At 66.1% G+C, this 26,417-nt stretch carries 25 protein-coding genes; 12 read left to right on the top strand and 13 right to left on the bottom strand.

The genetic code is table 11. The features are described from left to right. The first annotated feature begins 19 nt into the window (after positions 1-19). The 8 genes from KVG96_RS10440 (at position 20) to KVG96_RS10405 (ending at position 8,215) form a co-directional block, all read left to right on the top strand. The gene (locus KVG96_RS10440) at positions 20-898 is read left to right on the top strand and encodes an amino acid ABC transporter permease (RefSeq protein ID WP_085583049.1); all 879 of its coding nucleotides are present in this window, start codon (positions 20-22) and stop codon (positions 896-898) included. A 20-nt stretch (positions 899-918) separates the two neighbouring features. Further along, positions 919-1,683, top strand: coding sequence for an amino acid ABC transporter ATP-binding protein (locus KVG96_RS10435; protein ID WP_085707219.1), 765 nt, complete (start codon positions 919-921; stop codon positions 1,681-1,683). A gap of 39 nt (positions 1,684-1,722) precedes the next feature. After that, complete coding sequence (locus tag KVG96_RS10430; RefSeq protein WP_217891959.1) at positions 1,723-2,547, top strand: ABC transporter substrate-binding protein; 825 nt, start codon at positions 1,723-1,725, stop codon at positions 2,545-2,547. Between the two features lie 239 nt (positions 2,548-2,786). Continuing rightward, entirely contained in the window at positions 2,787-3,635 is an 849-nt protein-coding gene (locus tag KVG96_RS10425; RefSeq protein WP_217891958.1) for a polysaccharide deacetylase family protein, read from the top strand. After that, positions 3,628-4,515 carry a polysaccharide deacetylase family protein gene (locus KVG96_RS10420; RefSeq protein WP_217891957.1) on the top strand — a complete coding sequence of 296 codons (888 nt, stop codon included), beginning with the start codon at positions 3,628-3,630 and terminating at the stop codon, positions 4,513-4,515. The genes KVG96_RS10425 and KVG96_RS10420 overlap by 8 nt, the downstream gene beginning before the upstream one ends. Then, positions 4,512-5,861 (top strand): MmgE/PrpD family protein, encoded by a 1,350-nt coding sequence (locus KVG96_RS10415; protein ID WP_217891956.1) that lies wholly within the window; start codon positions 4,512-4,514, stop codon positions 5,859-5,861. Before KVG96_RS10420 ends, KVG96_RS10415 begins: the two co-directional genes overlap by 4 nt. Before the next feature lie 310 nt (positions 5,862-6,171). Further along, a complete protein-coding gene (locus tag KVG96_RS10410; RefSeq protein ID WP_217891955.1) occupies positions 6,172-7,350 on the top strand; it encodes an MFS transporter in 1,179 nt (392 codons plus the stop codon). Between the two features lie 169 nt (positions 7,351-7,519). Next, complete coding sequence (locus tag KVG96_RS10405; protein ID WP_217891954.1) at positions 7,520-8,215, top strand: HPP family protein; 696 nt, start codon at positions 7,520-7,522, stop codon at positions 8,213-8,215. A 13-nt stretch (positions 8,216-8,228) separates the two neighbouring features. Here the strand turns inward: KVG96_RS10405 and astA are convergent, their stop codons facing one another. The 7 genes from astA to KVG96_RS10370 all read right to left on the bottom strand — a co-directional run bounded on the left by astA (position 8,229) and on the right by KVG96_RS10370 (position 13,995). After that, positions 8,229-9,263: an arginine N-succinyltransferase gene (astA, locus tag KVG96_RS10400; protein WP_217891953.1), complete on the bottom strand. Its 1,035-nt coding sequence runs from the start codon at positions 9,261-9,263 to the stop codon at positions 8,229-8,231. Beyond that, positions 9,260-10,210: a citrulline utilization hydrolase CtlX gene (gene ctlX / locus KVG96_RS10395; RefSeq protein WP_217891951.1), complete on the bottom strand. Its 951-nt coding sequence runs from the start codon at positions 10,208-10,210 to the stop codon at positions 9,260-9,262. The genes astA and ctlX overlap by 4 nt, the downstream gene beginning before the upstream one ends. 184 nt (positions 10,211-10,394) lie before the next feature. Continuing rightward, the gene (locus KVG96_RS10390) at positions 10,395-10,874 is read right to left on the bottom strand and encodes an Lrp/AsnC family transcriptional regulator (protein WP_085583070.1); all 480 of its coding nucleotides are present in this window, start codon (positions 10,872-10,874) and stop codon (positions 10,395-10,397) included. A 12-nt stretch (positions 10,875-10,886) separates the two neighbouring features. Further along, positions 10,887-11,648: an ABC transporter ATP-binding protein gene (locus tag KVG96_RS10385; protein WP_217891950.1), complete on the bottom strand. Its 762-nt coding sequence runs from the start codon at positions 11,646-11,648 to the stop codon at positions 10,887-10,889. 56 nt (positions 11,649-11,704) lie between these two features. Next, complete coding sequence (locus tag KVG96_RS10380) at positions 11,705-12,415, bottom strand: ABC transporter permease (protein WP_217891949.1); 711 nt, start codon at positions 12,413-12,415, stop codon at positions 11,705-11,707. Further along, positions 12,412-13,137: an ABC transporter permease gene (locus KVG96_RS10375; protein ID WP_217891948.1), complete on the bottom strand. Its 726-nt coding sequence runs from the start codon at positions 13,135-13,137 to the stop codon at positions 12,412-12,414. The genes KVG96_RS10380 and KVG96_RS10375 overlap by 4 nt, the downstream gene beginning before the upstream one ends. A 78-nt stretch (positions 13,138-13,215) precedes the next feature. Next, positions 13,216-13,995, bottom strand: coding sequence for a transporter substrate-binding domain-containing protein (locus tag KVG96_RS10370; protein ID WP_217891947.1), 780 nt, complete (start codon positions 13,993-13,995; stop codon positions 13,216-13,218). Positions 13,996-14,449: 454 nt separating this feature from the next. On the opposite strand from KVG96_RS10370, the gene KVG96_RS10365 reads away from it, so the two are divergent. After that, positions 14,450-15,556, top strand: a complete 1,107-nt coding sequence (locus tag KVG96_RS10365; protein WP_217891946.1) for an enoyl-CoA hydratase/isomerase family protein — start codon at positions 14,450-14,452, stop codon at positions 15,554-15,556. A 3-nt stretch (positions 15,557-15,559) separates the two neighbouring features. Beyond that, positions 15,560-16,711, top strand: a complete 1,152-nt coding sequence (locus tag KVG96_RS10360) for an acyl-CoA dehydrogenase family protein (RefSeq protein WP_217891945.1) — start codon at positions 15,560-15,562, stop codon at positions 16,709-16,711. Positions 16,712-17,154: 443 nt separating this feature from the next. Here KVG96_RS10360 and KVG96_RS10355 read toward each other — a convergent pair whose 3' ends face one another. The 6 genes from KVG96_RS10355 to KVG96_RS10330 all read right to left on the bottom strand — a co-directional run bounded on the left by KVG96_RS10355 (position 17,155) and on the right by KVG96_RS10330 (position 24,074). Next, entirely contained in the window at positions 17,155-17,928 is a 774-nt protein-coding gene (locus tag KVG96_RS10355) for an enoyl-CoA hydratase (protein WP_217891944.1), read from the bottom strand. Between the two features lie 14 nt (positions 17,929-17,942). Then, entirely contained in the window at positions 17,943-19,070 is a 1,128-nt protein-coding gene (locus KVG96_RS10350; protein WP_217891943.1) for an acyl-CoA dehydrogenase, read from the bottom strand. Positions 19,071-19,207: 137 nt separating this feature from the next. Then, on the bottom strand, positions 19,208-20,401 hold the full coding sequence (locus KVG96_RS10345) for an acetyl-CoA C-acyltransferase (protein ID WP_217891942.1): 1,194 nt from the start codon (positions 20,399-20,401) through the stop codon (positions 19,208-19,210). Between the two features lie 12 nt (positions 20,402-20,413). Continuing rightward, on the bottom strand, positions 20,414-21,175 hold the full coding sequence (locus tag KVG96_RS10340) for an SDR family NAD(P)-dependent oxidoreductase (RefSeq protein ID WP_217891941.1): 762 nt from the start codon (positions 21,173-21,175) through the stop codon (positions 20,414-20,416). Between the two features lie 16 nt (positions 21,176-21,191). Then, the gene (locus KVG96_RS10335; RefSeq protein ID WP_217891940.1) at positions 21,192-22,856 is read right to left on the bottom strand and encodes an AMP-binding protein; all 1,665 of its coding nucleotides are present in this window, start codon (positions 22,854-22,856) and stop codon (positions 21,192-21,194) included. A 201-nt stretch (positions 22,857-23,057) separates the two neighbouring features. Continuing rightward, on the bottom strand, positions 23,058-24,074 hold the full coding sequence (locus KVG96_RS10330) for an AraC family transcriptional regulator (RefSeq protein ID WP_217891939.1): 1,017 nt from the start codon (positions 24,072-24,074) through the stop codon (positions 23,058-23,060). Positions 24,075-24,342: 268 nt separating this feature from the next. On the opposite strand from KVG96_RS10330, the gene efeU reads away from it, so the two are divergent. Next, positions 24,343-25,194 (top strand): iron uptake transporter permease EfeU, encoded by an 852-nt coding sequence (efeU, locus tag KVG96_RS10325; protein WP_217891938.1) that lies wholly within the window; start codon positions 24,343-24,345, stop codon positions 25,192-25,194. 8 nt (positions 25,195-25,202) lie between these two features. Then, a complete protein-coding gene (gene efeO / locus KVG96_RS10320; RefSeq protein WP_217891937.1) occupies positions 25,203-26,402 on the top strand; it encodes an iron uptake system protein EfeO in 1,200 nt (399 codons plus the stop codon). The last annotated feature ends 15 nt before the right edge of the window (positions 26,403-26,417 follow it).

Genomic DNA, 26,417 nt, shown 5'->3' with positions numbered 1-26,417 from the left:
TACAGTTCGGAGAAACACCATGAGCCAGACTCAGGCAGAACGACTCCAGGCGGAGCGCAAACTGGCGGAGAACCAGTTCGACATCACCCAGTACCAGCATGTGCCGCGGCGCTACTACGGGCGGATCTTCTTCGCCACCGTGATTGTCATCGCCCTCATCGGCCTGGTGCGGGCTTTCGCCGAAGGCAAGATCGAATGGTCGTACATCGGCCAGTTCCTCACCTCCGAAGCGATCATGTGGGGCCTGTTCAACACCATCGTCATGGCCGTGCTGGCCATGGCCCTGGGCATCGTGTTCGGGGTGATCACGGCGATCATGCGCATGTCGGCCAACCCGATCCTGCGCTACGTGGCGCTGACCTACACCTGGCTGTTCCGGGGCACGCCGCTGATCCTGCAGCTGCTGCTGTGGTTCAACCTGGCGCTGATTTTCCCCACGGTCGGCATCCCCGGCCTGTTCGAGCTCGACACCGTGAGCCTGATGACGCCGTTCGTGGCCGCCCTGCTCGGCCTGAGCATCAACCAGGGCGCCTACACCGCCGAAGTGGTGCGCGCCGGCCTGCTGTCGGTGGACACCGGACAGTACGAGGCGGCCAAGTCGATCGGCATGCCGCGCTTGCAGGCGCTGCGCCGGATCATCCTGCCGCAGGCCATGCGCATCATCATTCCGCCGGTGGGCAACGAGTTTATCGGCATGGTCAAGATGACCTCGCTGGCCAGCGTCATCCAGTACTCGGAACTGCTCTACAACGCCCAGAACATCTACTACGCCAACGCCCGGGTGATGGAGCTGCTGATCGTCGCCGGCATCTGGTACCTGGCCACCGTCACGGTGCTGTCCTTTGGTCAAAGCCGCCTGGAGCGCCGTTTCGCTCGCGGCGCCGGCAAGCGCTCGTAAGCCGCGCAGGAGAATCGAACATGAGAAGCATCGTCAAGGCCGTGGCCCTGAACAAGTATTACGACCAGTACCACGCCCTCAAGGACATCGACATCGAGGTCGAGCAAGGCGAAGTGCTGTGCATCATCGGCCCGTCGGGCTCGGGCAAGAGCACCCTGCTGCGCTGCGTCAACCAGCTGGAGAAGATCGACAAGGGCGGCCTGTGGGTCGACGGCGAGCTGGTGGGCTACCGCGTCGTCGGGCACAAGCTGCACGAACTGACCGAGACCCAGATCGCCCGCCAGCGCCTGGCCACCGGCATGGTGTTCCAGCGCTTCAACCTGTTTCCGCACATGACTGTGCTGCAAAACATCATCGAAGGCCCCTGCCAGGTGCTCAAGCGTTCGCCCAAGGAAGCCCACGAAGAGGCCCTGGAACTGCTGGCCCGGGTCGGCCTGGCCGACAAGCGCAACAGCTACCCGATCGAACTGTCGGGCGGCCAGCAGCAACGGGTGGCGATCGCCCGCGCCCTGGCCATGCGGCCCAAGCTGATGCTGTTCGATGAACCCACTTCGGCGCTCGACCCGGAACTGGTCGGTGAGGTGCTGTCGGTGATGCGCGATCTGGCGCAGACCGGCATGACCATGATCGTCGTCACCCATGAACTGGGCTTCGCCCGGGAGGTTTCCAACCGCATGGTGTTCATGGACGGCGGCCAGATCGTGGAGGCTGGAAGCCCCGAAGAAATACTAATAAGCCCGCAAAACCCGCGCACCCAAAGCTTCATTTCTGCCGTTCGAACCTAAGGCCCCCTTGGCCTTCACAACACTCATAAGAGAACGTCCATGAAGAACTTCGTCATTCCAGCAGTACTCGCATCGTTCATGTCCTGCGGTTTCGCCACCGCCGCCGACTTGCCGGCCAGCATCAAGGCCAAGGGCGAGATCGTCGTGGCGATCATGCCCAACTACCCGCCGATGGATTTCAAGGATCCGGCCACCAACCAGCTCACCGGCCTGGACTATGACCTGGGCAACGCCCTGGCCGAGCGCCTGGGGGTCAAGATCAAATGGCAGGAGACCGGCTTCGAGCAGATGATCAACGCCCTGACCACCGACCGCGTGGACATGGTGCTGTCGGGCATGACCGACACCGCCGAGCGCCAGGCCAGCGTGACCTTCGTCGACTACTTCACCAGCGGCCCGCAGTTCTACACCTTGCAGAAGAACGCCGCGACCAACGAGATCACCGACCTGTGCGGCAAGAAAGTCGGCACCAGCCGCCGCACCACCTTCCCGGCGGAGATCGCCGCGTGGAGCAAGGCCAACTGCGAGGCCGCGGGCAAGCCCGCGATCAACGTGGTCGGCACCGAAGGCTCGGCCGACGCCCGCGCCCAACTGCGCCAGAGCCGGATCGACGCGGCGATGCAGGGCAGCGAAACCCTGTCGTACCTCAAGACCCAGGAAAAGGACATGTACAAGACCGTCGGCCAGCCGATCTCCGTGCAGTTCACCGGCCTTGGCGTGAGCAAGAAGAAGCCTGAGCTGAGCGAGGCGGTGAAGGTCGCGCTGCAGAGCATGGTGGATGACGGCAGCTACGGCGCGATCCTGAAGAAGTGGGACCTGGAGCTGGGCGCGATCAAGAACGTGACCGTCAACGCCGGCAAGTGAGCCTGCGGGAGCGGGCCTGATCGCGGTGACGGGGTCGGATGTACCGGCCTCATCGCCAGCAGGCTGGCTCCCACAGGGGTTATGTGTCGGGCCCGGGTTCTGTGTGCGACCGGAATTCCTGTAGGAGCCAGCCTGCTGGCGATAGCGGCCTGACAGGCGACATCGTCGGCGAATGCCACACCGCAAGGCCGCCCCCCACCAGGCCCTGTGTTTATCCACTGATGGTTGGAGTGCCTGTGATGTCCTCCCCGCTTCCCCCCACCTGGCCCGACGGGCACAAAGCCTGTCTGGCCCTGGCCTTCGACCTCGACGGCCCCACCGGCGACGCCATGCTCGACGGCTCGATCTGGCGCAAGCCCGAGTATTTCGGTTTCGGCGGCTACGGCCCTTACCGTGCCTTGCCGCGCCTGCTGGACCTGCTCGACGCGTTCACGCTGCCGACCACGTTCTTCGTCCCGGCCTGGGTCGTGGAGAACTGGCCAAGGCAATGCCAGGCCATCGTCGAGCGCGGCCATGAAGTGGCCTACCACGGCTACAGGCACGAATCCTTCTACGCCCTGACGCTCGACGAGCAGCAGGCCGTCATGCGGAAATCCCGCGAGGTGTTCTGGCGGCACCTGCACATCCGTGCCGAGGGTTTCCGCACCCCGTCCGGCGACTGGCGCGCCGAGACCCCGAAGATGCTCGCCGACAACGGCGTCATCTATTCCAGCAGCATGCGCGGCGACGACCGCCCGTACCTGGTCGACGTGCCCGGCCACGCCACGCCGCTGGTGGAGATCCCCGGCCGCTGGGAAATGGACGACTACGCCTCCCTGGCCTACACCCGCGCGCCGAACTTCCCGTCCGGCCTGGACCGCACCGCCAGCTACGCCCTGACCCTGGACAACTGGCGGCGCGAGTACGACGGCGCGATGGACGAAGGGCTGTGCCTGACCACCCTGTTCCACCCGAAAATCACCGGCAAGCCAGGGCGCATCCTGCTGCTGGAACAACTCTTCGAACACATGCGCGAGCGTGACGACGTGTGGTTCGCCACCTGCCGCGACGTCGCCCGCTGGTGGCTCAAGGAGCATCACCATGACTGACGCCACCGTCTGGCCCGACGGCCAGCGCTGCGCCGTGGCGCTGACCGTCGACTACAACGACATCCACGGCATTCTCACCCAGGCCCCCGAAGTGGCCGGGCGCGACAAGACCTTGTCGGTCTGGCGCTACGGCACGCAACGGGGCGTCGAACGGCTGTTGCGGCTGTTCAAGGAACAGGAGGTGACCGCCACCTGGTTCGTCCCCGGCATCGTCGCCGAGGAAAACCCGCAACACATCGCCGCGATCCTGGCCGGCGGACACGAAATCGCCTGCGCCGGCTACCGCCACCAGGACTACGACACCCTGGATCTGGCGGCGCAACGCGCAGACGTGGCCAAGGGTTGCGCGGCGCTGCAAGCGTTGACCGGCCAGCGCCCGCGCGGTTTCCGCATCCCCGCCGGCAACGGCGCACCGGGATTGATCGAAGCGCTGCGCGACGAAGGCATTCGCTGGTCGTCGTCATGGCGCGGCGACGACCTGCCGTTCGCCCACCCGACGGCACCGGACGTGATCGAGCTGCCGCTGCACTACGAGCTGGAAGATGAACCCTACTTCGCCTTCAACCTGAGCCCCGCCGTGCCGCCGGCCCAGTCGCGGATCGCCTCTTACAGCCATACGCTGGGCAACCTGCTGCTGGACTTCGCCGGTTTCCACCGGTTCGGCCTGTGCTACGTGCTGCGCCTGCACCCGGAAATCATCGCCACACCGGGCCGGATCGGCGTGCTGCGCGAACTGCTGGAAAGCATCCGCCGGCACGGCGACGTGTGGATCGCCAGCGGCGCCGACATCACCCAATGGTGGGCGCAGAAGGCTGAAGCGGTGGGCGCGGACCATCCCGCCTCGGTGTATGAGCGGCATTATCGGGATAACCTCACATGACCGAATCGATGCAGCGGTTGGCGCGGTTCTGCGTCGAAACCCGGTTTGAAGCACTGCCCGAAGCGCTGGTGGCCCAGGCCAAGCGGCACATCCTCGACACCTTCGGCGCGGCGCTGGCCGGGGCGGACAGCCGCGTGGCGCTTCAGGCGCAACGCCTGTTCGCCAGCGAACCCGGAACCGTGCCGGTCTGGGGCACCTCACGGCGGGTCGGCGCCGGCCATGCCGCGTTGCTCAACGGCATCGCCGCCCACGCGCTGGAGCTGGACGACACCGGCGGCTGCGATCACTCCGGCGCCGTGGTGCTGCCGGCGGCGATGGCCGCGCTGGCGTTGGCGGAGCGCCCGGTGTGCGGTCGCGAATTCATCACCGCCGTGGTGATCGGCTACGAAATCGGCCGGCGAGTGCTGGAAGCCTGCGGCAGCTACTCGGCCCACAACGGCGCCGGCTGGCACTCGACCGCCACCTGCGGGGTGTTCGGCGCGGCGGCGGCCAGTGCGCGGATCCTCGGCCTGGACGTGACGCAAACCGTATCGGCGCTGGGCATCGCCGGCAGTTTCAGCGGCGGTCTTTGGGCCTTCATTCACGACGGTTCGCACAGCAAGAAGCTGCACAGCGGACGCGCCGCCGAAGGTGGGTTGCTCGCCGCCCGCTTCGCCCGCGAAGGCATCAGCGGACCGTCGCAACTGTTCGACGACGTGTGGGGCGGATTTCTCAAGACCCTCGCGCCCGGCACCGCGCAACCGGCGGCGCTGGTGGCGGACCTGGGACAGGTGTGGAAACTCGCCCGCTGTTCGATCAAGCCTTACGCGGCCTGCCGCGGGACGCATTCGGCGATCGATGCGCTGGGGCGGCTGATGGCGCAGCTCAAGGTCGAGGCGGCTCAGGTAGAAGACGTCCATGTGCGCCTGTGCGGCTTTTTGCAGGACATGTGCGGCGGGCGCGACACCGGTTCGCTGGCGGCGGCGCAGATGAGCCTGCCCTACGCCCTCGCGGCGCGCCTGGTGCATGGACATTGTCGGCTCTGGGCCTACGACGACGCCCGGCGCGACGATCCGGACATTGCCCGGTGGATGACGCGGATTCGCCTTGAAGTGGACGGGCAACTGTCCGAGGATGGCGAGCCGGTCGTCAGCGTGCGCACCGTGGACGGGCGTGAGGCCAGCCTGTGCGTCGAGGTGCCGTTGGGCGCGCCGGGCAATCCGCTGAGCGAGGCGGCGCTGGAGGAAAAGTTCTTCAGCCTGGCGCTGCGGGTGTTGCCTCAGGACCGGGCCGAAGGGTTGCTGGAACGAATGCGGAACCTGGAGTCGCTGGAATCGGTATCGGGGCTTGAGCGGTGGCTGACGTGATTGTTGGGGGGCCGTATCTGACCTCTTCGCGAGCAGGCTCGCTCCTGCAGGGTTTTGCGGCGAGCTCAGGTTCTGCGTCCGGCCGGGAATCCTGTAGGAGCCAGCCTGCTGGCGATGGTGATCCGGCAGGCGACATCGAGGCTGGATGTGCCGGCCTCATCGCCAGCAGGCTGGCTCCCACAAGGGTTCTGCGGTGGCCGCAGGTTCTGCATCCGACCGCGATACCTGTGGGAGCTGGCTTGCCAGCGATGAAGGCCACGCGGTTTCCAGTCGGGCCAAACACTATCTGAATAAGGACATTTGATTTTCCGTGGCCAAGTATTCGCTCGTTATCCGCCGCCTGATGATCGTCTCGCTGACCATCGTCGTCAGCCGCGCCATCACCAGCCCCCTGCTCACCCTGTTCCTGAGCCAGAAGCTGGGCCTCAACCAGCAGGACGTCGGCCTGCTGCTGGGCATCGCGGTGTTCATCGCCACCCTGCTCGCGCTGTACGGCGGCTACATCATCGACCGTCTGGAAAAGCGCCGGCTGCTGATCCTGGCGATGCTCTCCAGCGCCGTCGGCTTCGTACTGCTGACCTTCGCCCAGAATCTCTACCTGACCACCGCCACCCTGGTGATCACCGAAACCGCCTCGGCGCTGTTTTTGATCGGCTCCAAGGCGATCCTCAGCGAACACCTGCCGATCAACCAGCGGGCCAAGGCCTTCTCGCTGCGCTACACGCTGACCAACATCGGCTATGCCACCGGCCCGATGCTCGGGGTGGTGATCGCCGGGGTGTATCCGATCGCGCCGTTCCTGATCGCCGCCGCCATCGCCTTCGCCAGCATCTTCCTGATGGTCGGCATCCCCAAGGACGCCAACCCCGTGGCCGTGATCGGCCAGCCCCAGAGCTTCCTCAAGACCCTGGTCACCCTGAAGAACGACCGCACCCTGATCATGTTCACCTGCGGCTGCCTGCTCAGCACCGTGGTGCACGGGCGCTTCACCCTGTACCTGTCGCAGTACCTGCTGGTGGTCGAGGATTCGCAGCACGCCCTCAAGACCATGGCCGCCCTGCTCGCCTGCAACGCCATCGCGGTGATCCTGCTGCAATACCAGATCGGCCGGTTCCTGAGCCGGGAAAAATTGCGCTACTGGATCGTCGCCGGCACCGGCCTGTTCATCGCCGGCCTGATCGGCTTCAGCCTGGCCGACAGCCTGGTGAGCTGGTGCGTCGCCATGTTCATCTTCACCCTCGGCGAGATGATCATTTACCCGTCCGAATTCCTGTTCGTCGACACCCTGGCCCCGGAAGAACTGCGCGGCAGCTACTACGGCGCGCAGAACCTGGCGGCCCTGGGCGGGGCGCTGAGCCCGGTGATCTGTGGTTTCCTGCTGATGCACACCCCAGCGCCGACCATGTTCTATGCCTTGAGCGCCTTGACCGCGATGGGCGGCTTGCTGTGCTTCATGAGCGGACGACGGGTGGCCTTACTGCAAAAATAGTGCACTGAAACTGCATTTATATGAATTTGTCAGCATCCAGTTTGCTTGGCACACTGTGCGCGTTCCTCCCCCAATAGTTGGAACGTTTCGAAGGACTTTCCGGACATCACGGACAAGTCCTTTTTTTTGCCTTGCGCTTTTCTGCCCGATCCACGAGGAACGTCTTCACATGCTCGCCCGCTGGTTGCCTGCCGCCGTCAACACCCGTCCCACCGAATGGAGCCGCGCCGCCATCGGCATGGCCCTGGGCACGCTGGTCAGCGTCTGGGTGTGCAGCCAGGTGTTCGGCATCCAGGCCGCCTATCACGTGATGGGCCCGCTGGGCGCCTCGGCGGTGCTGCTGTTTGCGGTGTCCTCCGGCGCCCTGGCCCAACCCTGGTCGATCGTCGGCGGCTACCTGTGCGCCGGCACGGTCGCGCTGCTGGTGGCCCATGTGCTGGGCCGCACCCTGGGCAGCGCTTGCCTGGCGGCCGGCATGGCGCTGATCCTGATGTGCTGGCTGCGCTGCCTGCACCCGCCGGCCGGGGCCGTGGCGCTGACGATGGTGCTGGCCGACCCCGCCACCGTCGCCATGGACTGGACGGCCCTGGGGCCTGTGATGCTCAGCGCGGCGAGCCTGGTGGCCTGCGCGCTGGCCTACAACAACCTCACGCGCATCCACTACCCCAAGCGCCCCGCCGAACCGGCCCCCGCCGTCGCCCCGGTGGACGCCCAGGCCATCACCGCCGACGACCTGAAACGGGCGCTGGCCGACATGGAAGCCTTCATCGACGTCACCCCAGAGGACCTTGAGCAACTGATCCATGCCAGCGAGCTGCATGCCAAACGGCGCAGCATCGGCGAAGTGCTCGGCGCCAAGGCCTGAACTCGGGCCGAGCTCACGCCGCCGCTTGCTGGCGCGCCGGCACCGCCAGCGGCACCGCCCGCACCGACGCCCCGGCCGCCAGCCCCAGCGTGCCGGCGGTCTGCGCATCGACGATCAACGTGCCCGCCGCCACCCGCGCCGGCGCGGCCGTGATCTTGCAATCGGCGAACCCACGGTTGTGGATCAGCCAGGTGTCCGCCCCGTCCCCCGGTGTGCCGAGGCTCAGTTGCAGCACCTGGCTGTCGCGCACCGCACGGATCTGGCCGGTGTCGCATTCGATCAGCGGACCGCCGTCGAAGATGTCGATGTAGTCGCGGTGTTCGAAGCCTTCGGCCTTGAGCATGCCCAGCGCCGGTTCGGTGTTGGGGTGGACGCGGCCGATCACCGCGCGGGCGGCTTCCGGCAGCAGGCAGGTGGGCAGCGGGAACTTGGGCATCAGTTCGGCGATGAAGGTCTTGTTGCCCAGGCCGGTGAGGTAATCGGCGTCGGCGAAGTCCATCTTGAAGAAGTGCCGGCCCAGCCCTTCCCAGAACGGCGATACGCCGTTCTCGTCCGAATAGCCGCGCATCTCGGCGATGACCTTGTCGCCGAAACGTTCGCGGAACTCCGCCAGGAACAGGAACCGCGCCTTGGACAGCAGCCGGCCGTTGAGGCCGCTGCGGTGGTCGGCGTGCAGGAACAGCGAGCACAGCTCCGATTGGCCGGTCATGTCGTTGCCCAAGAACAGCGTGGGCAGTTGCTGGTTGATGCCGAGGTTCTTCGACGCCGCCACGAACAGCCCCAACCGATAGTTGTACCAGGGCTCGCGCAGGCCCACCGCGCCGGCCAGGGCACAGATGCCGATGGCCTCGCCTTGCGGGTTCTCCAGCACGAACAGGTAATCGGCATCGGCCCGGGAGGCTTCTCCCGCGAAGGTTTTCGCCGCCCAGTCCAGGCGCTGGCGCAGGCGGCTCGCGTCGGCGGGCAACGTGGTCAAACCGGCGCCGGCGCTGTGGGCCAGGGCCAGCAATGCGGGCAAGTCCTCGGGCGTGGCAGGACGGACGATCATCGGGTGTGCTCCTTGGCGACCGGCGGTTGCGGTTCGCGTTTGGGGAAAAACACTTCGGCCAGCATGCAGCGTGCGCTGCCGCCGCCGATGCGTTCGATGGTGTCGATGTTCACCGCAAGCGGCGTGGCGAGGCTTTCGAGAGTGCGGCGCTGGGCGCTGTCCAGCGATTGCCACGCGGTGCGCGACATCACCAGCAGCGGTTCGCCGGTGGCCGTGCGGACTTCGAGCATGTTGCCGGCGAAGGCTTCGAGTTGGGCCCAGTCCAGCGCGACCACTTGCTTGCCGCTCTCCTCCAGCCGCGAACGCAACGCCCGGCGCTCGCCGGCATCGGCGACGCTGTCCAGGCAGGCCACGGCCAGCCGGGTGCCGACGCTCATCATCACGTTGGTGTGGTAGATCGCCACGCCCTGGCGATCCACGGCGTTGAAGGCGCACAGCGAATAGCCCAACTGCTCGACCGCCTGCGCCAGGGCATGGCCGTGGGTGCGCGTGGAGTAGCCGGCGTAGCAGATGCGCTGCTGACGGTCGAGCACCATGCTGCCGGTGCCCTCCAGAAAGACCTCTTGGCGTTCCAGCCCGGAAAGATCCACCAGGCGCTCGACCCGGTAGGCTTCGCCCAGCCAGTCGAGCACGCCTTTGTCGCGCTCCAGCCGGCGGTTCTGCCCTTGCATCGGGTACAGCACCAGCGTGCCGTCGGGGTGGCTGCTCCACCAGTTGTTGGGGAAGATCGAGTCGGGGGTGTGCGGGGCCTCGCGGTCGTTGTGCACCAGCACCTCGACCCCGTGCCCGCGCAGCGCGGCGACGTAGCCGTCGAATTCCTGCAGGGCCTTGAGCTGCACGTCTTCGGCGTGCTCCGCCGGGCGCTGGAAGCGGTTGTTCGCCGCCGTGTCCTGATTGAAGGAGAAGCGTGTCGGACGAATCATCAAAACGGTGTTGGTGGTCTGCATGGGCACGGAACCGATGAGGGTTGGGAGGTGCCCATTGTCTGTTCCGGCCCGGAACAAACCCGGTTGTTGCGCCGACCGCCAGTGATGGAAACGGTCGAAATCGGCTGTTTGCCCAGCCGATTCGGCAGGCGTCCGGACAAAAAAAACCGCAGCCTGCGGGCTGCGGTCTTCGTGTCGGGCCGGCTCACTCCATGGTGGTCTTGACCGTCGCCAGTTCCGGGTGGCTGACCAGTTTGTCGATGTGCAGGTCCGGGTCGTCGAACCACACTTCGGTCAGCACCCGGTAGTGCTCCATGTCCCGGCAACGCATGCGCAGGCTGTAGTCGAACGCGCCGCTGATCAGCCGGCATTCGAGCACTTGCGGGCAAGCGCGCACCTTGGCCTCGAAGGCTTTCTGCGCCGCCCGCCCGCTCTGGTTCGACAGCGCCACCAGCACCAGCAGCGACAGCCCCGGCGTCAGCTTCTTTTCGTCGAGGATCGCCCCGTAGCCACGGATGACCCCGAGCTGTTCGAGTTTGCGTACCCGTTCCAGGCAAGGCCTGGGCGTCAGGTGCACGCGCTCGGAGAGCTTTTGATAGGTGATGCGCCCTTCGTGGCGCAGCACTTCGATGATGGCCTGATCGATCCGATCAAGCACGATCGTCAGATCGCGGATGTCCGCCATGTATCCCTTGCCTCACTTCAAACGACCCGATAGGAATTGCTGCAAACGCTCGCTGCGCGGCCGGTCGAGCAGGCTCGCGTCGCCCTGCTCCTCCACCCGTCCCTGGTGCAGGAACAGCACCTGGCTGGACACCTGCCGGGCAAAGCCCATTTCGTGGGTGACCATCAGCATGGTGCGCCCCTCCTCGGCCAGGGCCTGAATCACCTTCAGCACTTCGCCGACCAGTTCCGGATCCAGCGCCGAGGTCGGCTCGTCGAACAGCAGGATCTGCGGCTCCACCGCCAGCGCCCGGGCGATCGCCACCCGCTGCTGCTGGCCGCCGGAGAGGAACGCCGGGTACTGCTGCGCCACCCGCTGCGGCAGGCCGACCTTGTCCAGGTAGGCCAGCGCCCGTTCTTCGGCTTCCTTGCGGCTTTCGCCCAACACCTGGCAGGGCGCAAGCACGATGTTCTCCAGCACGGTCAGGTGACTCCACAGGTTGAAATGCTGGAACACCATCGCCAGGCGCGTGCGCAGCGACTGCAACTGTCTGGGGTTGGCCACCCGCATGCCGCCGGCGCCCTGCCGGGTGAGGATCCGTTCGCCGTCCAGGGTGATGGCGCCCTCGTCCGCCCGCTCCAGAAAGTTGATGCAACGCAGCATAGTGCTTTTGCCCGAACCGCTGGCGCCGATCATGCTCACCACATCGCCGGCCCGCGCGTTCAACGAGACGCCCTTGAGCACTTCATTGTCACCGAAGCGCTTGTACAGATTTTCTACCGTCAGTTTGTACATGGATCAAACTCCTGGAGCCGCCCGGCACCGGCGCGGCTCTGGATCAAAAGAAAGGGTCAGTGGGCCGGACCGAGGAAGTTCAGCCAGCGCCGCTCCGCCAGGCGGAACCCGCCGACCAGGCCGAACGACAGCGCGAGGTACAGCAGGCCGGCGATGCCGAACGCCTGAAAGGTCATGAACGTCGCGGCGTTGGCGTCCCGGGCGACCTTGAGGATGTCGGGGATGGTGGCCGTGAACGCCACCGAGGTGGCGTGCAGCATCAGGATCACTTCGTTGCTGTAGTACGGCAGCGCCCGGCGCAGCGCCGACGGCAGGATCAGCCGCCGGTACAGGCGCCAGCCGCTGAGGCCGTAGGCCTGGGCCGCTTCGATCTCGCCGTAGGGGATGCTGCGGATCGCCCCGGCGAAGATCTCCACGGTGTAGGCGCAGGTGTTCAGGGTGAAGGCCAGCAACGTGCAGTTCATCGCATCGCGGAAAAACGCTTCGAGCAGCGGCTGCGAACGCACCGCGGCGATGCCGTAGATCCCGCTGTAGCAGATCAGCAACTGGATATACAGCGGCGTGCCGCGGAACACGTAGGTGAACAGCTGCACCGGCCAGCGCACCGCGCCCAGGCGTGAGACGCGCATGACCGCCAGAGGCAACGACAGGCAGAACCCCATCGCGATGCTCGCCACCAGCAGCCAGAGGGTCATCGCCAGGCCGGTCAGGGCCTCGCCGTCGCTGAACAGAAAGGGTTTCCAGTACTCGGCAATCAGCTCGATCATCGCGCCATCCCCCGCACGCCCAGGTTGTAGCGGCGCTCCAGCGCGCGCAGCACGTAATTGGAGGCGCTGGTGATCAGCAGGTACAGCGCCGCCGCCAGCAGCAGGAAGTCGAGCATGTTGAACGTGCTCTTGCCTGCTTCCTGGGCCACCTTGACCAGGTCCGACAGGCCGATGATCGACACCAGCGCCGTGGCCTTGAGCAGCACCAGCCAGTTGTTGCCCAGGCTCGGCAAGGCGAAGCGCATCATCTGCGGGAACACCACGAAGCGGAAACGCTGCCAGCGGTTCAGGCCGAAGCACGCGGCGGCCTCTTGCTGCCCCCGCGGCACGCTGAGGATCGCCCCGCGGAACGTCTCGGTGAAGTACGCGCCGTAGATGAAACCGAGCGTGACGATGCCCGCCACGAACGGATCGATCTCCAGGTACGGCCAGCCCATCAGTTCGGTGAGGCTGCTCACCCAGCCCTGCAGGCTGTAGAAGATCAGCAGCATCAGCACCAGGTCCGGCACGCCGCGGATCAGCGTGGTGTAGAACGTCGCCGGCAGGTTCAGCAGGCGGAGCGGCGACAGCTTGGCCGCCGCCCCCAACAGGCCCAGGGCCATGCTCACCAGCAGCGCCAGCGCCGACAGTTTCAGGGTCACCCACGTGCCGTGCAGCAACAGCGGGCCGTAGCCTTGCAGGCTCGACACATCGAGCCCGGTCCAACTCAGGAATTCATTCACGCCAGTCACCTGTCGTTTGCCGCCCGCCTCCGCGCGCTGCGCGCCCGGAAAGCACACAGGGCGCGGCGGGCTCGCAGATCAGTTGTTGTAGAGGTCCAGGTCACCGAAGTGCTTGCGCTGGATCTGCGCGTAGATGCCCTTGTCGTGCAGGGCCTTGATGGCGGCGTTGAGCATGCCCTTGAGCTCGTCGTTGCCCTGGCGCACGCCGATGGCGATGTCGGACGGGATCATCGGGTCGCTGATGCCTTCGCTGTTCTGGAACGGCGCGCCCTGGGGGGATGCGAGGAAACTCATCTGCGCCTGCAGCTTGTCCTGGATCGACGCGTCGAGACGGCCGAACACCAGGTCGGCGTAGACCTGATCCTGGTTCTGGTAGGCCCGCAGCTTGACCCCGGCCGGCCCCAGGCGCGCCTTGGCGTAGGCTTCCTGGATCGTGCCCTGCATGTAGCCGATGGTCTTGCCCTTGAGGGATTCGCCGGTGGGCAGCAGGCCCGAGTCTTTGCGGGTGACGATGGCGGTGGGCCCGGCGTACAGGCGGTCGGTGAAGTCGATCTGTTTCTTGCGCGCGTCGGTCACGGTCATCGACGACTCGATGGCGTCGAACTTGCCGGCCTTGAGCGCCGGGATCAGCCCGTCGAAGTCATTGCTGACCCACACACACTTGACCTTCAGCTCGGCGCAGATCGCGTTGCCCAGGTCCACGCCGAAGCCCTGTACGCCACCGTCGGCGGTGGTCGATTCAAAGGGCGGATAACTGGGGTTGACGCCGAACCGCAGCTCTTTCCATTCCTTCGCGAAAGCACCGGTCGTGCAGCACAGCAACGCAAGCAGGGATACGCTCAGCCATTTGGTTTTCATCTTCTTGAGTCCTGATCTGTCTGGAATTGTCGCGGCCGCGCCGGTCGGCCGCCTTTATGGGCAGGAACAGAAAGTCGATGCGGCATCGGCCGCAACAGCGTTCTTGTTGTTTTTGTTCCGGGTCATCCGTGATGCCCGGGCTGAAACCCTTGGCGCAGAGCGCTCGGGATCCGGGGGCCAGCATGCCAACAGACGGTCGGCGGCAGGTGTCGTATGGAGCGGCGGCGACCCCTCTATTGTGCTGATAACGGCACGTTCACAGCCGATTCTGTCGCGGGCGCCGAAGATCCTGCCCGGGCGACGGGACACGGCCGCCAGCATGACAAAAATGCAGACAGCCCCTGCACGGATCCCGGTTGTGCACGGCAAATTTGCACTGTTACGATCCGGCAACGCTCGCGCGCGAGCACACCGCACACATCGCACAAAAAACAATAAAAGCAGGGAGTTACTGATGACTGCTCAGGCTTCATCCCCGCGGACGCCGTCCATGGATGCCACACACAACGAGGTGCTGGCCGAGGTTCGCAATCACATCGGTCACCTGACCCTCAACCGTCCCGCCGGCCTCAATGCCCTGACCCTCGACATGGTTCGCCAGTTGCAGCGGCACCTGGACGCGTGGGCCGGCGACGACCGCATCCGCGCCGTCGTGCTGCGCGGCGCCGGCGAAAAGGCGTTCTGCGCCGGCGGCGACATCCGTTCCCTGTACGACAGCCACAAGAGCGGCGACACGCTGCACGAAGACTTCTTCGTCGAGGAATACGCCCTCGACCTGACCATCCACCGCTACCGCAAGCCGGTGCTGGCGCTGATGGACGGTTTTGTCCTGGGCGGCGGCATGGGCCTGGTGCAAGGCGCCGACCTGCGGGTGGTCACCGAGAAAAGCCGCCTGGCGATGCCGGAAACGGCCATCGGTTACTTCCCGGATGTCGGCGGCAGCTACTTCCTGCCGCGCATCCCGGGTGAGCTGGGGGTCTACCTGGGCGTCACCGGGGTGCAGGTCCGCGCCGCCGACGCGCTGTACTGCGGGTTGGCGGACTGGTATCTGGAAAGCGCCGCACTGGCGACCCTCGACGAGCGGCTCGACAGCCTGCAATGGCACGACACGCCGCTCAAGGACCTGCAAGGCCTGCTGGCCGGGCTCGCCGTGCAGACCCTGCCCGACGCGCCGCTCCAGGCCCTGCGCCCGGCCATCGACCATTTCTTCGCGTTGCCCGACGTGCCGAGCATCGTCGAGCAACTGCGCAGCGTGACCGTCGCCGACAGCCACGAATGGGGCACCGCCACCGCCGACCTGATGGAAACCCGTTCGCCGCTGGCCATGGCTGTGACCCTGGAAATGCTGCGCCGGGGCCGGCACCTGAGCCTGGACGACTGCTTCGCCCTCGAACTGCACCTGGACCGGCAGTGGTTCGAGCGCGGCGACCTGATCGAGGGCGTGCGCGCCCTGCTGATCGACAAAGACAAATCCCCACGCTGGAACCCGCCCACCCTCAAGGCGCTGGACGCCGCACGGGTCGCGGGTTTCTTCCACGGTTTCGCAGAGAGCGGGAGCTGAGCCATGCACGATCTCGAACTGACTGAAGAACAAGTGATGATCCGCGACATGGCCCGGGATTTTGCCCGCGGCGAAATCGCGCCCCACGCGCAAGCCTGGGAAAAGGCCGGCTGGATCGACGACGGTCTGGTGGCGAAGATGGGCGAACTGGGCCTGCTGGGCATGGTGGTGCCGGAGGAATGGGGCGGCAGCTACGTCGATTACGTCGCCTATGCCCTGGCGGTGGAAGAGATTTCCGCCGGCGACGGCGCCACCGGCGCGTTCATGAGCATCCACAACTCGGTGGGCTGCGGCCCGGTGCTCAACTACGGCAGCCAGGCCCAGAAAGAGACCTGGCTGACGGACCTGGCCAGCGGCCAGGTGATCGGCTGCTTCTGCCTGACCGAACCCCAGGCCGGCTCCGAGGCGCACAACCTGCGCACCCGCGCCGAACTGCGCGACGGCCAGTGGGTGATCAACGGCGCCAAGCAGTTCGTCAGCAACGGCAAGCGGGCCAAGCTGGCCATCGTGTTTGCCGTGACCGACCCGGAGCTGGGCAAGAAAGGCCTCTCGGCGTTCCTCGTGCCCACCGACACCCCGGGCTTCACCGTTGACCGCAGCGAACACAAGATGGGCATCCGCGCCTCGGACACCTGCGCCGTGACCCTCAGCGATTGCCGCATCCCCGAGGCCAACCTGCTGGGCGAGCGCGGCAAGGGCCTGGCCATCGCCCTGTCCAACCTCGAAGGCGGCCGCATCGGCATCGCCGCCCAGGCCCTGGGCATCGCCCGCGCAGCCTTCGAAGCGGCGCTGGCCTATGCCCGTGAGCGCGTGCAGTTCGGCACGCCGATCATCGAGCACCAGAGCGTCGCCAACCTGCTGGCCGACATGCACATGCAACTGAACGCCGCCCGGCTGATGATCCTGCACGCCGCACGCCTGCGCACCGCCGGCAAGCCGTGCCTGTCCGAGGCGTCCCAGGCCAAGCTGTTCGCTTCGGAGATGGCCGAGAAGGTCTGTTCATCGGCGATCCAGATCCATGGCGGGTACGGGTATCTGGAGGATTACCCGGTGGAGAAATACTACCGGGACGCGCGGATCACCCAGATCTACGAAGGGTCGAGCGAGATCCAGCGCATGGTCATCGCCCGCGAGCTGAAGCATTACCTGATCTGAAAGCAAAAGACCGCAGCCTGCACAGGGCTGCGGTCTTTCTCTGAACCGTATCGACTGACACTCCGCCATCGCGGGCAAGCCCGCTCCCACAGGACTTGTGTCGAGCACATCATCCGTGAACGACCCGGTTAACTGCAGGAGCCAGCCCGCTGGCGATGGCGGTGGGACATCGATATCTCTGTTGGATGACACTCCGCTTTCGCGAGCAGGCTCGCTCCTACAGGACTTGTGTCGAGCACATCATCCGTGAACGACCCGGTTAACTGTAGGAGCCAGCCTGCTGGCGATGGCGGTGGGTCATCGATATCTCTGTTGGATGACACTCCGCCTTCGCGAGCAGGCTCGCTCCTGCATGGGATTTGTGTCGCAGCTCCCGCGGGGAATCCCGGCTGTATGAGGAATTCGCAGTCACCGCGAAAGCCTGTGGGAGCTGCGGCGGCGCCTCACTTGCCCTTGAACTCAGCCTCGCGCTTGGCGATGAACGCCGCCATGCCTTCTTTCTGGTCATGGGTGGCGAACGCGGCATGGAACACCCGACGCTCGAAGCGCACGCCTTCGGTCAGGTTCACCTCGAACGCGCGGTTGACGCTTTCCTTGACCATCATCGCAATCGGCAGCGACTTGCTGGCGATCACCGCCGCCACCTTCAGCGCCTCATCCAACAGTTCGTCGCTCGGCACGATGCGCGCCACGATGCCGCAGCGCTCGGCCTCTTCGGCGCCGATCAGACGGCCGCTGAGGCACATCTCCATGGCTTTGGCCTTGCCCACCGCACGGGTCAGGCGCTGGGTGCCGCCCATGCCCGGCAGCACGCCGAGGTTGATTTCCGGCTGGCCGAATTTCGCGTTGTCGCCGGCCAGGATGAAGTCGCACATCAGCGCCAGCTCACAGCCGCCGCCCAGGGCGAAACCGTTCACCGCCGCGATGATCGGCTTGCGCCGGTTGGCCACGCGGTCGCTGTCGCTGAACAGATCGTCCATGTAGATCTGCGGGTAGGTCAGCTCGGCCATTTCCTTGATGTCGGCGCCGGCGGCGAAGGCTTTCTTCGAACCGGTGATGACGATGCAGCCGATGTTCGCATCGGCTTCCAGACCGTCCAGGGCACGGTTCACTTCGCTGACCAGCTGCGCGTTCAGGGCGTTCAGCGCCTGCGGGCGGTTCAGGGTGATCAGGCCGACGCGGCCATGGGTTTCCAACAGGATCGTTTCGTAGCTCATGTGCAGATTCCTTCTCAAAGATTGCGCGAAATGACCATGCGCTGAATGTCGCTGGTGCCTTCGTAGATCTGGCAGACCCGCACGTCGCGGTAGATGCGCTCCAGCGGGAAGTCGTTGAGGTAACCGTAACCGCCGAGGGTCTGCAGCGCCATCGAGCAGACCTTCTCGGCCATTTCCGAGGCGAACAGCTTGGCCATCGACGCCTCGACCAGCGCCGGCTGGCCGCTGTCGCGCAGGGCGGCGGCGTAATGCACCATCTGCCGGGCGACGGCGACCTGGGTGGCCATGTCCGCCAGGCGGAACGCCACGGCCTGGTGCTCGATGATCGGCTTGCCGAAGCTGTCGCGCTCGCGGGCGTAGTCACGGGCGGCCTCGAACGCGGCGCGGGCCATGCCCACCGATTGCGACGCGATGCCGATGCGCCCGCCCTCCAGGTTGGCCAGGGCGATCTTGTAGCCCTCGCCCTCCTCGCCCAGACGGTTGGCCACCGGCACCTTCACGTCCTCGAAGAGGATCTGGCAGGTGTCGGAGGCGTGCTGGCCGAGCTTGTCCTCGACCCGCGCGACGCTGTAGCCCGGCGAGTCGGTGGGCACGATGAACGCGCTGATGCCGCGCTTGCCGGCACCCGGATCGGTCACCGCGAACACGATCACGACCCCGGCGTTCTGCCCGGAGGTGATGAACTGCTTGCAGCCGTTGAGCACATAGTGGTCGCCTTCCAGCCGCGCCCGGGTCTTCAGGCTGCTGGCGTCGGAGCCGGCCTGGGGCTCGGTCAGGGCGAAGGCGCCGAGCATCTCGCCGCTGGCCAGCGGCTTGAGGAAGCGTTCGCGCTGGTCGTCGTTGCCGAACTTGAGGATCGGCACGCAGCCCACCGAGTTGTGAACGCTCATGATGGTCGAGCAGGCGCCGTCGCCGGCGGCGATCTCCTCCAGGGCCATGGCGTAGGCCAGGTAACCGGTGTCGCAACCGCCCCACTGCTCCGGCACCAGCATGCCGAAAAAGCCCAGGCCGGCCATTTCGCCGATGGCTTCCTTGGGGAAACGGTGCGCGCGGTCCCACTCGGCGGCGAACGGCTTGAGCCGTTCCTCGGCGAACTGCCGGGCCATGTCGCGGATCTGTTGTTGGTCTTCGTTGGGAATCATGGTGAATCCTTAAATCGAGCTTTGCCACATCCCCTGTGGGAGCGGGCTTGCCCGCGAATGCGTTGTGTCAGTCAACCTACATGTCACTGAACCACCGCTTTCGCGGGCAAGCCCGCTCCCACAGGTAACCATAGCGATCAGTAGAGGCATTCCACGGCCATCGCCGTGGCTTCGCCGCCGCCGATGCAGATCGCCGCCACACCGCGCTTCAGCCCCCTCTGACGCAAGGCCGAGAGCAGCGTCACCAGGATCCGCGCGCCGGACGCGCCGATCGGGTGGCCCAGGGCGCAGGCGCCGCCATGGACGTTGAGCTTCTCGTGGGGGATCTCCAGGTGAGTCATGGCGGCCATGCCGACCACGGCGAAGGCCTCGTTGACTTCGACCAGGTCGACCTGTTCCAGGGACCAGCCGGTTTTCTTCATCAGTTTCTTGATCGCACCGATGGGCGCCACCGGGAACAGGCCTGGCGTGTCGGCGAACGCCGAATGGCCGTGGATCACCGCCAGCGGCTTGAGGCCCAGGGTCTGCGCCCGGGACTGGCGCATCAGCACCAGCGCCGCCGCGCCGTCGGAAATCGAGCTGGAGTTGGCCGCCGTCACGGTGCCGCCCTCACGGAACGCCGGCTTGAGCGAAGCGATCTTGTCCAGCTTGGCCTTGGGCGGTTGCTCGTCGTTGCTGATCACCACCTGTTCCTTGCCGACGGTCACGGTCAGCGGAACGATCTCGTCCTTGAAGGCGCCGTCCTTGATCGCCTGCTGGGCGCGGGTGGTCGAGGCGATGGCGAAGGCGTCCTGGGCCTCGCGGGTGAAGCCGTTGGTCTCGGCGCAGTCTTCGGCGAAGGTGCCCATCAGGCGGCCCTTGTCGTAGGCGTCTTCGAGGCCGTCGAGGAACATCGAGTCCAGCACCCGGCCGTGGCCCATGCGGTAGCCGCTGCGGGCGCGGTCGAGCAGGTACGGCGCGTTGGACATGCTTTCCATGCCGCCGGCGATGACCACGTCGGCGCTGCCGGCCACGAGCATGTCGTGGGCCAGGATAGTGGTCTCCATGCCGGAGCCGCACATCTTGTTGACGGTGGTGCAGCGGGTCGACTTGTTCAGCCCGGCGCCCAGCGCGGCCTGGCGCGCCGGGGCCTGGCCGAGGCCGGCGGGCAGCACGCAGCCGAACAGGACTTCATCGACGGCATCGGCCTTGATGCCGGCGCGTTCGACGGCGGCCTTGATGGCGGCGGCGCCCAGCTGCGGCGCGGTGAGGCTTTTGAGTTCGCCCTGGAAGCCGCCCATCGGGGTGCGGACGGCGCTGACGATGACGATCGGATCGTTGGCGGTGGTCATGACAATTCCTCCTTACTTGGCGGCCATGCGCAAGGCGCCGTCGAGACGGATCACCTCGCCGTTGAGCATGCTGTTCTCAATGATATGCCGAACCAGCGCGGCGTACTCGGCAGGCTTGCCCAGGCGCGGCGGGAACGGCACGCCGGCGGCCAGGGAGTCGCGCACTTCGGGGGTCATGCCGGCCATCATCGGGGTCTCGAAGATGCCTGGGGCGATGGTCATCACGCGGATGCCGAATCGTGCCAGCTCGCGGGCGGCGGGCAAGGTCAGGCTGGCGATCGCGCCTTTGGAGGCGGAGTACGCGGCCTGGCCGATCTGGCCGTCGAACGCGGCGACCGATGCGGTGTTGATGATCACCCCGCGTTCGCCGTCGGCATTGGCTTCGCTTTCGGCGATGGCCGCTGCGGCCAGGCGCAGCATGTTGAAGCTGCCGATCAGGTTGACGTTGATCACCTGGCTGAAGCTGGCCAGGGCGTGCGGGCCGTTCTTGCCCAGGATCTTCTCGCCGCGCACGATGCCGGCGCAGTTGACCAGCCCGTTGAGGCTGCCGAAGGCCTTCACCGTGGCCTGCACGGCGGCTTGGGCGGCGGCCTCGTCGCTGATGTCCGCCACCGTGCTGAGGGCGCCGAGGCGCTCGGCCTGGGCGGCCACGGCTTCGGCGTTCATGTCCACCAGCATCACGTTGGCGCCGGCCTTGACCAGCGATTCGGCGGTGGCGGCCCCCAGGCCGGACGCGCCGCCGGTGACGATAAATACCTTGTTCTCGATCTGCATGACGGTTTCCTTGGATTCAAGCTGAAACGTGTTTCGCCGCGGCCTCTTGAGCCTTGGCGATTTCCTGGTTGCGCAGGATGAAGCGCTGCAACTTGCCGCTCGGGGTCTTGGGCAAGTCGCTGACGAATTCGATTTCACGGGGGTACGAGTGCGCGGCCAGGCGCTTGCGCACGTGCTGGCGCAGCTCTTCGGCCAGCGCGGGTTCGGCGCGGTACTGCGGGTTGAGCACCACGAAGGCTTTCACCAGTTCGGTGCGCTCTGGGTCGGGCTTGCCGACCACCGCCGCCTCGATCACCGCCGGGTGCTCGATCAGCGCGCTTTCCACATCGAACGGGCCGACCCGGTAGCCGGACGTGGTGATCACGTCGTCGCTGCGGCCGACGAAGCTGATGCTGCCGTCGGGGTTCCACTCCACGGTGTCGCCGCTCAGGTAGTAGTGGCCGACGAAGGCCTTGGTCGGCGCGCCCTCGTAGCCGGCGAACCAGCACATCGGCGAGCGGTCGCGGTCGATGGCGAGGATGCCGGGCTGGCCGACGCCCAGTTCGGCGTTTTGCTCGTCGAGCACCACGATACGGTGGCCCGGCGAGGCGAAGCCGGCGGCGCCCAGGTGGATCGGGTGCTCCAGGCCGTGGTGGTTGCACAGCACCATGCCCAGTTCGGTCTGGCCGTAATGGTCGTGGATGACCACGTCCAGGTTGTCCGCAAACCAGCGGATCACCTCCGGGTTCAGCGGCTCGCCGGCGCTGCTGACGATGCGCAGCTTGCCCTTGATCGACTTGGCGAACTCGTCGCCGCCGGCGATCAGCAGACGGTAGGCCGTCGGCGATCCGGTGAGGTTGGTGATGCCGAGCTTGTTGATCACCCGGCAGGTGCTTTCGAGGGTGAACGGACCGTCGTAGAACGTGATCGGGTGCCCCATCGACAACGGCCCGGTGACGCCGAAATAAATGCCGTAGGCCCAGCCCGGATCGGCCACGTTCCAGAACGCGTCTTCCGGGCGCAGGTCCACGGCGTCGCGGGTGTAGCTCTGGAAGGCGACGATGGCCTTGAGCGGCACCGACAGCGCTTTCGAAGGCCCGGTGGTGCCGGAGGTGAACATCAGCAGGAACGGGTCTTCGCCGGTGAGCAGCACCGGTTCGCAGACGTTGGAATGGTTGGCCAGCTCGGCCCAGAAACTGAAGTCGCCCCGCACGATGCCCTGGCCTTTGGCGCCGCCGACGGTGACCACCGTCGGGCAACCGTCGACTTCGGCGAGCTTGGGCCGGTTCACCGCATCGGTCACCACTACCTTGGCGCCGGAGCTGTTCAGGCGGTGTTCCAGGGCCTTGGGCCCGAACGCGGTGAATAGCGGCTGGTACACCGCGCCGATGCGCCAGGTGGCGAACACGGTGATGAGCAGTTCGATGTTGCGCGGCAGCAGGCCGGCGACCTTGTCGCCCTTGCGCACGCCCTGGGCGAGCAGGAAGTTGGCGAAGCGCGCGGCCTGGTCCTGCAGGTCGCTGAAGGTGTAGGTCGCGCTGGCGCCGTCGCGGCCTTCCCAGAACAGCGCGATGCGCCCCGGCAAGGCGTGACGGTCACAGCATTCGACACAGGCGTTGAGCGCCTCGAGCGTGCCGCTGAGGGCGGCGTCCACGGTGTGCTGATAGTTGAACTGTTCGGTGGCGGACAAGTAATCGCGCATTGCCAGAATCCCTCTGTGTTCTTATTAGGTTGGGGGAACCGTAAACAACACCGGGATAGTCGCTCCGCACGGGGGGCGCGGCAATGGTCAAAGGCGTCAAGATGGATGACCGGTTTGGCCAAGGCTCAGGCAGCCCGCCGCGAACCCTGCGGGAGCCAGCCTGCCGGCGATGAGGCCGGTCAATTCACCGCAGAATCTGGATCAGACCGCCTCGTTCAGGATCAGGCTGCGGTAATGCCCGGGATTGCTCCCCGACCACTTGCGGAACGCCTTGTAGAACGAACTGGCATCGGCAAACCCCAGGCGCGCGGCGATCTCGGCGAAACTGATCGACGGCTCCGCCAGCCAGGCGATGGCCAGTTCCTTGCGCACGCCGTCCTTGAGGCCCTGCCAGGTCTGCCCTTCTTCCGCCAGCCGGCGGCGCAAGGTCGAGGCCGACATGCACAGCTGCTGGGCCAGCGCTTCGGTTTCCGGCCACTGTTCGGCGGGCAACTGGCGCAGGTCGTGGCGGATCCGGCTGGCCAGGCTTTCCGGGTCGCGGTACTTCACCAGGATGTTGGCCGGGGCGTGGGCCAGGAAGCGCTTGAGTTCGTCGGCGCTGCGCTTGATCGGCAGGTCCAGGCAGTCGGCGGCGAAGATCATCCGGGTACGCGGCCGGCCAAAGCGCAGGTTCTGCGAAAACATCACCCGGTAGTCGTCGCAGAAGTCCGGCTGCGCACAGCGCAACTCGATGGACAGGATCGGGATCCGCCGCCCGGCCAGCCAGCAGGCCACGCCGTGGACGATCATCCAGTAGGTGAAATAGGTGAACGCCCGGCGCGGCTCGGGGTCGTCCTCCAGCAGGACGATCTCCGCCAGGCTCTGCTGATGCACCAGTTGCGCCGGCAGCTTGTCCAGCATCAGCGACAGGAAGCTCAACCCGCTGGCCAATCCCGTGGCCAGGTTGGGTTGCGCCATCGCACTGCGGCAGAGGAACTCCAGGCTGCCGGACTTGAGCTTGCGCGGATCCATGCCGAAGAACTCGTCATCGCCGCGCCGGGCCAGCAATCGCCACAATTTTGCGTACTGGGAGGCCGGCACCCGACTGTCGTCGGTCTGCAGCAGCGCCGGGACGATCCCGACCTTGTTCAGCACTTCTTCCGTGGCCTGGCCCGGTGCGCAGCTTTGCAGCAGCGCCTCGCGCACGAGCTGAATGGCGATGGTGTCTTTTTCCGACATGGAACGCGGCAGATCCGTTGTGGTTCGAGTGCCGGCATCTTAACGCAGCCGCTCAGGGCCGGCACATTTCCTGCGGTGTCGCCATCGCCGGCAGGCAGGTTCCCACAGAAATCCCCTTTCAATGCAGGCCCTGTGGCGACCACGGCTGCGGCCATGCAAAAACAGGTTGTTCAGCTAAGGTTCAGGTAAATGTCAACGGATGCCATGTGAGAATGAATTTCATTATGTTACAACTTGTAACCACGTTCCCCGACCCCATGGACACCGAATGCTCGTCCCTTTTCTGATCATGTTGCGCGAAGGCATCGAAGCCGCGCTGATCGTCGGCATCATCGCCAGCTACCTGCAACAGACCGGCCGCGGCCAATGGATGCCGGCGGTGTGGATCGGCGTGTTTCTCGCGGCGGCCCTGGCCCTGCTGGTGGGCGGCGGCCTGGAGCTGGTCAGCGCCGAATTTCCGCAGAAGCAACAGGAGCTGTTCGAAGGCGTGGTCGGCCTGGTGGCCGTGGGCATCCTCAGCTCCATGGTGTTCTGGATGCGCAAGGTGGTGCGCTCGATCAAGCACTCCTTGCAGGCGTCCCTGGACCAAGCCCTCACCGCCTCCAGGCACCAGGTCATCGCGCTGATCGCCATGGTGTTCTTCGCCGTCGCCCGGGAAGGCCTGGAAACCGTGTTCTTCCTGCTGGCGGTGTTCCAGCAGAGCGAAGGCCCGGCCGCGCCGATCGGCGCCCTGCTCGGCCTGGTCCTGGCGGTCATCGTCGGCTTCCTGATCTACACCGGCAGCATGCGCCTGAACCTCTCGGCGTTCTTCCGCTGGACCGGGCTGTTCATCCTTGTGGTCGCCGCCGGGATCCTCGCCAATTCCGTGCAGGCCCTGCATGAGGCCGGGCTGTGGAACCACCTGCAGACCGTTCTGTTCGACGTCAGCGAGACATTGCCGATGGACGGCCCGCTGGGCTCGGTGCTGGCCGGCATGTTCGGCTATCAGGACGCGCCGACCGTCAGCACCTTGGGCGCCTACGTGATCTATCTGGCGGTGGCGCTGGCGGTGTTCTTCTACCCGGCGGCGGCCGCCGGCCCCAAGTCCGCCGACAAATCTCCTTCCGTTTCCAGTCAGTAAGGGCCTTCATGTCAAAGCCAACCGCTCTTCAGGCCTCCCCACCCCGCGCCCTGCGCTGGGCGGTGGCCGGCTCGGTGATCGTGATGATCGCCGCCGGCGGCCTGTTCTACTACGCCTCGAAACTGGCGGCGGCCAAGCGTCAGCTCAACCACGACGAAGTGGTGGTCAACATCCATCCGCGCAGTTGCGAGCCGAACGAGCTGACCGTGCCCGCCGGCCGCTCCAGCTTTCGCATCGTCAACCGCTCCGACCGGGCGGTGGAATGGGAAATCCTCAGCGGCGTGCTGGTGATCGAGGAACGGGAAAACATTGCGCCGGGCCTGAGCCAGGTGATCAACGCCAACCTTGCGCCCGGCACCTACACCATCACCTGCGGCCTGCTGAGCAACCCGCGCGGAACGCTGACCGTGACGCCGACCGCCGCCTCCGAGGCCGCCGCCAAGGCCAAGCCGTCGATGGTCGCGTTCGTCGGGCCGCTGTCGGAGTTCCGTGTGTACGTGGCCATGCACAGCAGCGCGCTGATCAAGGCCGTCAAGGCGCTGAACCAGGCCATCGACAGCGGCGACCTGGCCCAGGCCCAGGCGCTGTACGTGCCGGCCCGCGCCGCCTATCAACGTCTGGCCCCGGCCGCCCAGCGCCTGGGCGAACTGGACAACGCCATCAACGCCCGCGCCGACTACTTCGAGCGGCGCGAGCAGGATCCGGGGTTCACCGGATTCCATCGCCTGGAGTACGGGCTCTTCCAGCAGCGCAAGCTCGACGGCCTGGCCCCGGTGGCCAAGCGGCTGCTGGATGACGTGACCACGCTCAAGCTGCAGTTGCTGGCCCAGTCGCTGCCGCCGGAGCAACTGGTGGCCGTCGTGGTGCGCAACCTCAACACCCTCGCCGACGTGCGCGCCGCCAGCGGCGAGGAGGAACGCTACAGCCATAGCGACCTCAACGGTTTTGCGGCCAACGTCGAGACCGCCCGTAAGGTCACCGACTTGCTGCGCCCGATGCTGGCCAAATCCGCCGCCGACCTGCTGCCCAGGGTCGACAGCGCGCTCGCCGACCTCGACGCCGAACTCAACAGCCTCAAGGCCGATGGCGCTTACGTGCGCTACGACACCGTCAGCGGCGAGCAACGCAAGTCGCTTGCCGACAAGGCCAAGGCCCTGGCCGACACCCTCGACGACATTGACCCCGCCCTCGGCCTCTCCGGCCTGTAAGCAGAAGACGACCCG

This window comes from Pseudomonas ekonensis, assembly GCF_019145435.1.
Lineage (GTDB): Bacteria > Pseudomonadota > Gammaproteobacteria > Pseudomonadales > Pseudomonadaceae > Aquipseudomonas > Aquipseudomonas ekonensis.
This window is presented reverse-complemented; position numbering and strand designations above follow the sequence as displayed.